The following is a 9,147-nucleotide window of genomic DNA, read 5'->3' on the forward strand; positions in this document are numbered from 1 at the left end:
CGCCCACCCCTGAAAGCGCCCCTCCCTGAAAGGTCGGCCCCATGTCCGCGCAAGCCCCCGTCCGCCGCATCACCGCCCCGCAGATCGCCGGTCGCAAAGGCGCCGTGCCCATCGTGGCACTGACCGCCTATACCGCGCCGATGGCGTCGCTGGTCGATGCCCATGCCGATGTGATCCTTGTCGGCGACAGCCTCGGCATGGTGGTCCACGGCCTGCCCTCGACCATCGGCGTCACGCTGGAGATGATGATCCTGCACGGTCAGGCCGTCATGCGCGGATCGACCCGCGCCATGGTCGTGATCGACATGCCCTTTGGCAGCTACGAGGAATCCCCCGAACAGGCGTTCCGCAACGCCGCCCGCGTCATGGGTGAAACCGGCGCCGGTGCCGTCAAGCTGGAGGGCGGCGCCCGCATCGCCCCCACGATCCGCTTTCTGGCCGACCGCGGCATTCCGGTCATGGCCCATATCGGCCTGACGCCCCAGTCCACCAATACCATGGGCGGCTTCAAGACCCAGGGCCGCGACGAGGACACATGGCCCGCCCATATCGCCGACGCGCAGGCCGTGGCCGGGGCAGGCGCCTTTTCCGTCGTGATCGAGGGCGTGATGGAGCCCCTCGCCGCCCGCCTCACCGAGGCGGTGTCGATCCCCACCATCGGCATCGGCGCCAGCGCGCTCTGCGACGGCCAGATCCTCGTGCTGGACGACATGCTGGGCCTGTCGGGCCGCGTGCCCCGCTTCGTGCGCAAATTCGGCGATCTTGGCCCCCGCGCCGAACAGGCCATCGCGGACTACGCCACCGCCGTCCGCGACCGCAGCTTTCCCGGCGAGGGGCAGGTTTATCGCTGATGCGCCACAGGCTCAGGGGATGTGATTGCCCAGCCAGTTGCCATGCGCCCAGCCCAGCTGGTTGCCCGGCCCAAAGCTGATTGCATACCAGTCACCCCGGCGGCCATAGGTGCCCACGCGGTCACCGTTCCGGACCTCTCCGATCTTGGGATAATCCGACCCCGGCCCGGTCCTGACGGCCAGAAACCCGTCGCCTTGCGGGTTCAGGCCCATGACCTCGGCCGCGCCGAAACAGGCGGCCTGCGCATCCGCAGGGCAATGGGTGTCAAAAGGCACCGCCAACTGGCCCAGACTGGCCGCAGGCACCATCGCCGCCACGACCCCCGCAGCCACACATATCATCCGCATCGAAGGCTCCATGATCCGACTCGTGAACACGAAGACGTTACCACGGACCTGCCCGATTCCCGAACTCTTAACGAGGCGTAAAGCCGGGGCCCGCAACCTGTGTACAGCCTGTGCCCGCCCTGTGCCGCCCCGGTGCACGCAGGGTGAGGCCCTCCGCCCAGCGTTTGCTGGCGTTTAACCGCCCCGCGCGGCGCAGCCGTTGCGCGACACCGCCCGCGCAACGCACGGCCCCGTTGCGCGCCCCTCAGACAGATTTGAAATCGGCACTCCGCGCCAGAGGCGACAGCGCCAGCGGCACGACCAGCAGCAGCGCCAGCGCCAGATAGATGGTGGTGAAACTCACCTGCTCGGCCACCCAGCCGATGGCGCCGGGCGCCACCAGAATGCCCGAATAGCCCATCATCGTGACCACCGACAGCCCCATCCCCGCCGCCAGCCCCGGCACGTTCCCGGCCGCCGAAAAGGCGATCGGCACCATGTTCGCGATCCCCACGCCCGCCAGCGCAAAGCCAGCAATTGCTGGCCCCGGCGCCTCTGCCAGCCCCGCCAGCGCCAGCCCCGCCATGGCCAGAACCGTGCTGAGGCGCAGCGTCCGCACCGCCCCCAGCCGCTTGCGCAAGGCGTCGCCCAGAAACCGCATCACCGCCATCGTCCCGGCACAGGCCGCGAACCCCCAGCCCGCCACCGCCAATGAGGCGCCCAGCTCGCGCTGCAGATAGACCGCCGCCCAATCGAGGATCGCGCCCTCGGGGATCATCGCGGTCAGTGCCATCAGCCCGATCAGATAGGGCAAGGCCGTGCGCGGCAACCGCACAGGCGGCGGCTCCGCCCCCGGCGCAGGCCCGTCCTCCAGCAACCGCCCCCGCGCCCAAAGCAGCACCAGACCGAAGGTGCCGGACACGACAAGCGCATGAAAAACCTCGCCAAAATTCTGGATCATCAGACCGCCCGCACCCGCGCCCGCAAAGGCGCCAAGGCTCCAGAACCCGTGGCAACTGGACATGATCGCACGGCCCCGCCCCCGCTCGACCGCGACCGCATTGGCGTTCATCGCCACATCCATGCCGCCAAGCAGCCCGCCAAAGACAAAGACGGCGACCGCCACCGTCAGCACCTCAGGCGCCACCGAGATCCAGATCAGCGTCGTGGCCAGCGCCCAGGCCGCAACCCGCGTCGCACGCGCCGATCCGCGCCGCGCCACCATCGCCCCGAACACCGGCATCACACACAGCGAGCCCGCCCCCAGCATCAGCACCAGCAGCCCCGCGACGCCCTCGGAAATCTCCAGCCGCGCCATCAGCGCGGGGATCTTGGGCGCCCAGCTTCCGACCAGCAACCCATTGATAAAGAACAGCGCCGAGACGGCGATCCGGTCAGGCCACATCGCGCACCTATATCATCGAGGGCAGGACAAGATCGGGCGGCGTCTGGCCGTCCGCAAGGCTGCGGATATTGACCAGAACCTTCTCGCCCATCTCGATCCGCCCCTCGACCGTGGCGCTGCCCATATGCGGCAGCAGCACGACATTGGGCAGCGCGCGCAGGCGCGGGTTGATCTCGTGGCCGCGCTCGAACACGTCCAGCCCGGCGCCCGCAATCTCTCCGGCCCGCAGCATCCGCGTCAGCGCATTCTCGTCGATCACCTCCCCGCGCGAGGTGTTCACCACCACCGCCGAGGGCTTCATCAGCCGCAGCCGCCGCGCGTTCAGCAGATGATAGGTCGAGGGCGTATGCGGCACGTTCACACTGACAATATCGGCATGCCCCAGCATCCGGTCCAGACTGTCCCACCAGGTCGCCTGCAGCGCCGCCTCGGTCTCGGGGCGCAGACGGCGGCGGTTGTGATAATGCACCTGCATGCCAAAGACATTGGCCCGCCGCGCCACCGCCCGCCCGATCCGGCCCATGCCCAGAATCCCCAGCTGCCGCCCGCGCAGCCGCCCCCCCAACAGCGCGGTCGGCGCCCAGCCGTTCCAGTTGCCCGCCTGCATTTCGGCCAGCCCCTCGGGGATGCGCCGCGTCACCGCCAGAATCAGCGCCAGCGCCATATCGGCGGTATCCTCGGTCGCCACGCCGGGCGTGTTGGTGGCGACGATACCCAGCCTGCGCGCCGCCTCGACATCCAGATGATCCATGCCGGCGCCGTAATTGGCGATCATCCGCAGCCGCCCGCCCGCCTCGGCCAGCATCCCGGCGTCGATGCGGTCGGTCACGGTCGGCACCAGCACATCGCAATCGCGCATCAGCGCCACCAGCTCGTCGCGGGTCAGCTTGTGGTCATCCTCGCGCAGAACAGCGTCGAACAGATCCCCCATCCGCCGCTCGATCGCCGCGGGCAGGCGGCGCGTCACGGCAACGCGCAACGGACCAGAGTGCAATGGCGCGCGGATCGGCATGATCACCTCATTTTCTCGCAACCGTGTCGGCGCCGCACTTTCCATGCGCGCCCGCATTTGGCAAACTGCCCGCGACGCGGGGCGGACACAAGACCCCAGAAGACTTCGCCGCCATGACCGGCGGGGCGGGCAGGATCGGAAGACAGATGACGCGACATGACGACAGAACGGGCGGCGGGACGCGCCCGTGGCACACCATCGGGGCTTGCCTGGTGCTGGCGCTGCTGACAGCCCTGCCACGGGACGGGGCGGCCAGCCCCATCGCCGCCCCGCTCAGCCCTTCCCCGGGCCCCGCCGCCATCACGGCCCCCCTGCGCGTGCAGTCCCCCGCCCCCGAGGCCCTGCGCGGCCCGGTCACCAACCTGCCCCTGCCCCGCTATGTCAGCCTCAAGGGCAATGAGGGCAACGCCCGCCGCGGCCCCAGCCTGTCGCATCGCATCGACTGGGTGTTCCGCCATGCGGGCATGCCCCTGCGCGTCACCGCCGAATTCGGCCACTGGCGCCGGGTCGAAGACCGCGACGGCGCCGGCGGCTGGGTCCATTACGCGCTGCTGTCCGGCGTCCGCACCGCGCTGGTCACCCAGGACATGCTGGAACTGCGCACCCGCCCGACCGGGAATGCCGATGTCGTGGCCCGCGCCGAGGCGGGTGCGATCCTCAGACTGGGCGAATGCAACCCCGACTGGTGCCGCGTCTCGGGCGGCGGCCAGCGCGGCTGGGTGCCCAAACCCAGCATCTGGGGCGTCGATCCGGGCGAAACCCGCGACTGACCCCCACCCTGCCCCACAGCCTCTTCTTCACCAAAATATCCCGGGGGAGTCGCGCAGCGCGCGACGGGGGCAGCGCCCCCTCCCCGCCCTCAGCCCGTCACGCCCTCAGCCCGTCACGCCCTCAGCCGGTCACACCAGCCCGCGCCCCTTCAGCAACGGCTCCACACCCGGCATCCGCCCCCGGAACGCCAGCCAAAGCTCATCGGCCGGGGCCGCGCCGCCGCGCGACAGGATCGTCTCTTCCAGCCGCCGCGCCGTGGCGGGATCAAAGGCGTCACCCGTCTCCTCGAAGGCCGCGAAGGCATCGGCGTCCATCACCTCGGACCACATGTAGCTGTAATAGCCCGCCGCATAGCTGTCGCCCGCAAAGACATGGGCGAAATGCGGCGTCGCGTGGCGCATCGGGATGGTTGTGGGAGCGTCCAGCCCGGCCAGAACCTCGGCCTGCCGCGCCATCGGATCTGCGGTCGGCGCGCCACGGTGAAAGGCCAGATCGACCAGCGCGCTTTCCAGATATTCAACCGTCGAGAACCCCGCGCCCGCAGCGCCTGCGGCCAGCATCCGGTCGCGCAGACCGGCGGGCAGGGCCTCGCCCGTCTCATGGTGGCGGGCATGCGCGTCCAGCACGGCGGGCTGTTCCAGCCAATGCTCGTAAAGCTGGCTGGGCAGTTCCACGAAATCCTGCGCCACCGAAGTTCCCGAGATCGAGGGCCATGTCACATCCGACAGGATGTGATGCGTCGCATGGCCGAATTCGTGAAACAGCGTCCGCGCATCGTCCCATGACAGAAAGGCCGGCGCGCCCGGCACCTCGGGCGGGGTAAAGTTGCACACATTCACCACGATCGCCCGCTGCCCCGCGCCGATCCTGTGCTGCATCTGCAGGGCCGAACACCACGCCCCCGAGCGTTTGGCGGGACGGGCAAAGAAATCGCCCAGAAACACCGCCATCAGCCGCCCGTCGCGCGTGACCCGCCACGCGCGCACATCGGGCGCCCACAGGGGGGCCGCGACCGGCTGAAATTCCAGCCCGAACAGGCGACCCGCCACGTCAAAGACCGCGCCCAGCATCGCCTCCAGCGTCAGATAGGGCTTGACCGCATCGGCATCGAAATCATGCTCGGCCCGGCGCAGGCGCTCGGCATAGTGGCGCCAGTCCCAGGCCTCCAGCGCGCCATTGCCGCCGTCGTCGCGCAGCATCGCGGTCAGCCGCGCCTCATCCGCCCCGGCGCGGGCGCGGGCATGGGTCCAGACCTCGCGCAGCAGCGCCTCGACCCGGTCCGCATTGCCCGCCATCTGGGTTTCCAGCTTCCACGCAGCGAAATCGGCATAGCCCAGCAGCTGCGCACGTTCATGGCGCAGCGACAGGATCTCGGTCACCAGCGGCAGGTTGTCGGTGTCCTCGCCCCCCGCACCCCTGCCCGAGCCGCGTGCCGCCCAAGCCCGGAATGCCGTCTCGCGCAGCGCCCGGTCGGTCGCATATTCCAGGAACGGCACGATCAGCGAACGGTTCAGCGTCACCACCTGCCCCGGCATATCGCGTTCCGCCGCTGCCGCGCGCATCGCGCCGCGCAGCCAGCCCGGCAGTCCGGCCAGCCCCTCATCCGGGATCGCCAGCACATAGTCCCGCTCATCCGCCAGCACGTTCTGCGAGAATTGCGTGGTCAGCACCGCCATGCGCGAACGGATCGCCGTCATGCGGTCGCGGGCCTCGCCTGACAGCCCGGCACCGGCGCGGTTCAGGTCGCGCAGCATCAGATGGGTCAGGCGGGCATCCTCGGGCGGCAGGGCATCGGCGCCCCCGGCCACCACGGTGACGCGGGCATGCAGGCGCGGGTCCATGCTGACGCGGCTGCCGTAATCGGCCAGCTTCGGCGCGAAATCGCGTTGCAGCGCCTGCCGCGCCGGGTTCGAATCGACCCCGGCCAGCGTGTAGAAGACCGACAGCAGCCGGTTCAGCCCCTCATCCGCCAGTTCCATCGCGGCGACGGTGTTGGCGAAGTCGGGCGCGGCGGGGTTGGCGGCAATCGCCTCGATCGCGGCAGAGGCGCGGGCCAGTTCACGTTCAAAGGCGGGGGCGAAATCCTCGTCGCGGATCAGGTCGAAGCGCGGCAACCCCTCGGGGCCGGTCCAGCGGGTCAGTTCGGCGGTCATCTGCGTCTCCTTCGCGGTTGGCGCAGGTTAGGCCGGGGATGCGCCCGCCGCCAGCCCCCCACAGACGGGGCAATCCGGCGCGCGCGCGGTCGTGATCACGCGGCTGTCCAGCGACAGCCCGTCGAACAGCACCAGCCGCCCGCGCAACCCCTGCCCGGCGCCGGTCAGATGCTTGATCGCCTCCAGCGCCATCAGGCTGCCGATCACGCCGGGCAGCGCGCCGACCACGCCCGCCTCGGCGCAGGGGGCGTCGCGTGCGGGCGCCTGCGGGAACAGGCAGGCCATGCAGGGACCGCCCCGCGCCGGATCATAGAGCGTCACCTGCCCCTCCCACCGGCCCATCGCGCCGGACAGCAGCGGCACGCCGGCCGCCACGCAGGCGCGGTTGACCCCGGCGCGGGTGGCGAAACTGTCGGTGCCGTCGATGACCAGATCATGCTGGGCGATCAGGGCGCCATCCGCCCCGGTGATGCGGCGGGTCAGAGGTGTCACGTCCAGATGCGGGTTCAGCGCCAGCATCGCCTGCGCTGCGGCATAGGCCTTGGGCTCGCCCCGCAGATCGTCGCGAAAGATCACCTGGCGCTGCAGGTTCGACAGGCTGACCGTGTCGTCATCGGCCAGCGTGATATGGCCGACCCCGGCGGCGGCGAGATACAGACAGACCGGCGCGCCCAGCCCCCCGGCCCCCACGACCAGCACGCGGGCGCCGCGCAGGCGCATCTGGCCCGCGCCGCCGATTTCGGGCAGCACGATATGGCGGGCATAGCGGTCCAGCTCGGCGTCGGACAGGTCATCCGGGACGACCGGCGCCACCTCGTCGGGCACCGCCCGCTGGCGCAGCACGCGCAGCAGGCGGCGATAGGCAACGACCAGCCCGACCGCCCCGCCCAGCACCAGCCAGCCAAGGGCCGAGCCGCCCATGACCTGCGCCAGCCTGCTGCCCGGCGCCACAGCCAACAGCGCCACCAGCGCCAGCCAGAACCCGCCCAGCACGCCGCCTGCGATGTGCCGTGGCAGCCGCGTAAGGCGGCAGAACACCAGCCACAGCGCGATCAGCCACAGCGCCAGCATCAGACCGCCACGCCGGTCGAGCCAAAGCCCCCCTGCCCGCGCGCGCTGTCAGTCAGGGCGTCAGCCAGCGCAAAGCGGGCCTGCGGGGCGGGCGCCACCACCATCTGCGCAATCCGGTCGCCATGGCCGATGGCAAAGGGCGCCTGCCCCAGATTGATCAGGATCACCCCCAGAGGGCCGCGATAGTCGCTGTCGATCGTGCCCGGCGCATTCGGCAGCGCAATCCCGTGCTTCAGCGCCAGACCGGACCGGGCGCGGATCTGCACCTCCCAGCCCACCGGGATCTCCAGCGCCAGCCCCGTGGGCACCAGCGCGCGCGCGCCGGGTGCCAGCACCAGACCCTCGGCCCGGCTTTCAGGCGGCAGGTTGGCGCAAAGGTCAGCCCCCGCCGCCCCCACTGTGGCATAAGAGGGCAAGGGCAGCGCGGTATCAAAGCCGGGCAGCCGCAGCACCCGGATCAGCGGCGCGGCAAAAGGCGCATCTTGCATCGGTCTTCCCTTTTCACATGCAAAGGCCGCGCGGCGATGCCTGCGCGGCCCTGTCGTCCTCAAACGGTCAGACTGCCCTTAACGCGGGGCAATCATCATCACCATCTGGCGGCCTTCCAGCTTGGGCATGGATTCGACCTTGCCCAGCTCACCCACATCGTCGCGGACGCGGTTCAGCAGCTCAAGCCCCAGATCCTGGTGTGCCATCTCGCGGCCACGGAAACGAAGGGTCACCTTGACCTTGTCGCCGCCTTCCAGAAACTTGATCACGCTGCGCATCTTGACGTCATAGTCATGCGTGTCGGTGCCGGGGCGGAACTTGATTTCCTTGACCTCGATCACCTTCTGCTTCTTGCGCGCTTCGGCCTCGCGCTTCTGCATTTCGTATTTGTACTTGCCGAGGTCCATGACCTTGCAGACCGGAGGGGTCGCGTTCGGCGAGATTTCCACCAGGTCCAGCCCGGCCTCTTGCGCCAGCTGCAGCCCGACCGAGGGCGGCACGACACCGACATTCTCTCCGTCGGCGCCGATCAGGCGGATTTCGGACACTCGGATGCGTTCGTTGGTGCGGGGTCCGGTGTCACGTTGGGGCGGTGCATTATGCGGTCGGCGGGCTATGGCGGCGCTCCTTATATTGCCAAATCCTGAGTGGAACGAAAATAAGGCCCGGACGGGTCCAATTCAACCGAATTTGATGCCTTGCGGCGCCTAAAACGCGTGGCAGAGGCCCGCACCCTGCCCCTGCTCACTCTGCGTGGCGCTTTTCTGGCCTCAGGCCCTGTGCCATAGATGGCCGCATAGCTGTCTGAACGACAAAAAGGGCGACCAATGCAAAGGCTAGTGCCAATTCTGGTGATTCTCGTGCTGGCTGGGGCTGGGGGGTGGTACTGGCAACAGCAGCGCGCCGTGACGCCGCCTCAGCCTGAAATGGAGATCGCCGCGGAAAACGCCGATCTGCCCGACACGCCCACGGGTGAGGCGGCGCGCGTGGCCGGCGAGACCGCCGGAACCACCGCCGACGCGGCAGACGCAGCCGGGGACGCGGCCACCGGTGACACGGCAGCCGCAG

At 69.6% G+C, this 9,147-nt stretch carries 10 protein-coding genes; 3 read left to right on the forward strand and 7 right to left on the reverse strand.

The features are described from left to right. Window positions 1-41 precede the first annotated feature (41 nt). The gene (gene panB, locus ACK41U_RS02490) at window positions 42-851 is read left to right on the forward strand and encodes a 3-methyl-2-oxobutanoate hydroxymethyltransferase (RefSeq protein ID WP_409675449.1); all 810 of its coding nucleotides are present in this window, start codon (window positions 42-44) and stop codon (window positions 849-851) included. A gap of 12 nt (window positions 852-863) precedes the next feature. Here the strand turns inward: panB and ACK41U_RS02495 are convergent, their stop codons facing one another. From ACK41U_RS02495 to ACK41U_RS02505, 3 genes are all read right to left on the reverse strand, one after another. Next, entirely contained in the window at window positions 864-1,199 is a 336-nt protein-coding gene (locus ACK41U_RS02495) for an SH3 domain-containing protein (protein ID WP_409675452.1), read from the reverse strand. 244 nt (window positions 1,200-1,443) lie between these two features. Next, window positions 1,444-2,583 (reverse strand): MFS transporter, encoded by a 1,140-nt coding sequence (locus ACK41U_RS02500; protein WP_409675455.1) that lies wholly within the window; start codon window positions 2,581-2,583, stop codon window positions 1,444-1,446. Window positions 2,584-2,590: 7 nt separating this feature from the next. Next, window positions 2,591-3,595 carry a 2-hydroxyacid dehydrogenase gene (locus ACK41U_RS02505; protein WP_409675458.1) on the reverse strand — a complete coding sequence of 335 codons (1,005 nt, stop codon included), beginning with the start codon at window positions 3,593-3,595 and terminating at the stop codon, window positions 2,591-2,593. 146 nt (window positions 3,596-3,741) lie between these two features. On the opposite strand from ACK41U_RS02505, the gene ACK41U_RS02510 reads away from it, so the two are divergent. Continuing rightward, entirely contained in the window at window positions 3,742-4,365 is a 624-nt protein-coding gene (locus tag ACK41U_RS02510; RefSeq protein ID WP_409675461.1) for an SH3 domain-containing protein, read from the forward strand. 129 nt (window positions 4,366-4,494) lie between these two features. On the opposite strand, the gene ACK41U_RS02515 is transcribed toward ACK41U_RS02510, so the two are convergent. The 4 genes from ACK41U_RS02515 to infC all read right to left on the reverse strand — a co-directional run bounded on the left by ACK41U_RS02515 (window position 4,495) and on the right by infC (window position 8,696). Beyond that, window positions 4,495-6,519 carry a M3 family metallopeptidase gene (locus tag ACK41U_RS02515; protein ID WP_409675464.1) on the reverse strand — a complete coding sequence of 675 codons (2,025 nt, stop codon included), beginning with the start codon at window positions 6,517-6,519 and terminating at the stop codon, window positions 4,495-4,497. Window positions 6,520-6,546: 27 nt separating this feature from the next. Then, window positions 6,547-7,590, reverse strand: a complete 1,044-nt coding sequence (locus tag ACK41U_RS02520; RefSeq protein ID WP_409675467.1) for a HesA/MoeB/ThiF family protein — start codon at window positions 7,588-7,590, stop codon at window positions 6,547-6,549. After that, window positions 7,590-8,078, reverse strand: a complete 489-nt coding sequence (gene dut / locus ACK41U_RS02525) for a dUTP diphosphatase (protein ID WP_409675469.1) — start codon at window positions 8,076-8,078, stop codon at window positions 7,590-7,592. Before dut ends, ACK41U_RS02520 begins: the two co-directional genes overlap by 1 nt. Window positions 8,079-8,156: 78 nt before the next feature. After that, window positions 8,157-8,696: a translation initiation factor IF-3 gene (gene infC, locus ACK41U_RS02530; protein WP_409675540.1), complete on the reverse strand. Its 540-nt coding sequence runs from the start codon at window positions 8,694-8,696 to the stop codon at window positions 8,157-8,159. Window positions 8,697-8,906: 210 nt separating this feature from the next. Between infC and ACK41U_RS02535 the strand changes: the two genes are divergently transcribed. Beyond that, on the forward strand, window positions 8,907-9,147 hold a 241-nt coding region (locus ACK41U_RS02535), incomplete at its 3' end, for a hypothetical protein (protein WP_409675472.1).

It is taken from the genome of Paracoccus sp. (in: a-proteobacteria), assembly GCF_046289755.1.
Taxonomy (GTDB): Bacteria; Pseudomonadota; Alphaproteobacteria; order Rhodobacterales; family Rhodobacteraceae; genus Paracoccus.

Excerpts from the sequence above, each read along its gene's own strand:
- panB (WP_409675449.1), top strand. The coding sequence starts at position 42 with ATGTCCGCGCAAGCCCCCGTCCGCCGCATCACCGCCCCGCAGATCGCC.
- ACK41U_RS02495 (WP_409675452.1), bottom strand. The coding sequence starts at position 1,199 with ATGCGGATGATATGTGTGGCTGCGGGGGTCGTGGCGGCGATGGTGCCT.
- ACK41U_RS02500 (WP_409675455.1), bottom strand. The coding sequence starts at position 2,583 with ATGTGGCCTGACCGGATCGCCGTCTCGGCGCTGTTCTTTATCAATGGG.
- ACK41U_RS02505 (WP_409675458.1), bottom strand. The coding sequence starts at position 3,595 with ATGCCGATCCGCGCGCCATTGCACTCTGGTCCGTTGCGCGTTGCCGTG.
- ACK41U_RS02510 (WP_409675461.1), top strand. The coding sequence starts at position 3,742 with ATGACGCGACATGACGACAGAACGGGCGGCGGGACGCGCCCGTGGCAC.
- ACK41U_RS02515 (WP_409675464.1), bottom strand. The coding sequence starts at position 6,519 with ATGACCGCCGAACTGACCCGCTGGACCGGCCCCGAGGGGTTGCCGCGC.
- ACK41U_RS02520 (WP_409675467.1), bottom strand. The coding sequence starts at position 7,590 with ATGCTGGCGCTGTGGCTGATCGCGCTGTGGCTGGTGTTCTGCCGCCTT.
- dut (WP_409675469.1), bottom strand. The coding sequence starts at position 8,078 with ATGCAAGATGCGCCTTTTGCCGCGCCGCTGATCCGGGTGCTGCGGCTG.